This window comes from Psychrobacter sp. T6-1 (assembly GCF_052258445.1).
Map to the genome: position 1 here is coordinate 1 of NZ_JBQQFC010000834.1, position 520 is coordinate 520.

Here is a 520-nt window from a genome sequence, read left to right on the forward strand (position 1 = left end):
ATGAGCTTAATGCCAAGCCTGCTTGGTACAACACTTTGGTGAGTAACTGCACCAATATTATCTTTTATATGGCGCGTATCGTCAGTGGTGATCGTCTGCCGTGGGATTATCGCATTTGGGTCTCAGGCTGGTTGCCCAACTATCTATTTGATGTCGGTATGCTCGATGCTAACCCTGATAACGGTGGTCAGCCTTGGTCGATGGATACTTGGTATGAGCGCACTCATATCAATCCCAAAGTTCAAGGGTTTGATAATCAGATTGAGCGCGTAGCAGATGATCAAAATAGTGACTTTTCAGCTCAAATTCGCCAAGGCATTCCTATTCCGCCTCTGGCTGACACGCAAATAGAAGCTGAAACTAAAGCAAAATCGGCGGCGATAGCGTCACAGGAGTAAAAATCGTCTTTAAAACTAAAATATTAGACGAGACTAAATAAAAACCTAAGGCGTCACCCAAGTTACCACGCGATCCTCCATCTCTTCATCCAAGATGCCCGTTTCAGATACGCAGCGCCCTG

Annotated in this window: 1 protein-coding gene; it reads left to right on the top strand. The window is 45.6% G+C overall.

Translation table 11 applies throughout. The annotated features are described in order from the left end of the window. Window positions 1-398: lipoprotein N-acyltransferase Lnb domain-containing protein (locus tag ACTXGO_RS16660; RefSeq protein ID WP_443575254.1), on the top strand; the 398-nt coding region annotated here is incomplete at its 5' end. Between the last annotated feature and the right edge of the window lie 122 nt (window positions 399-520).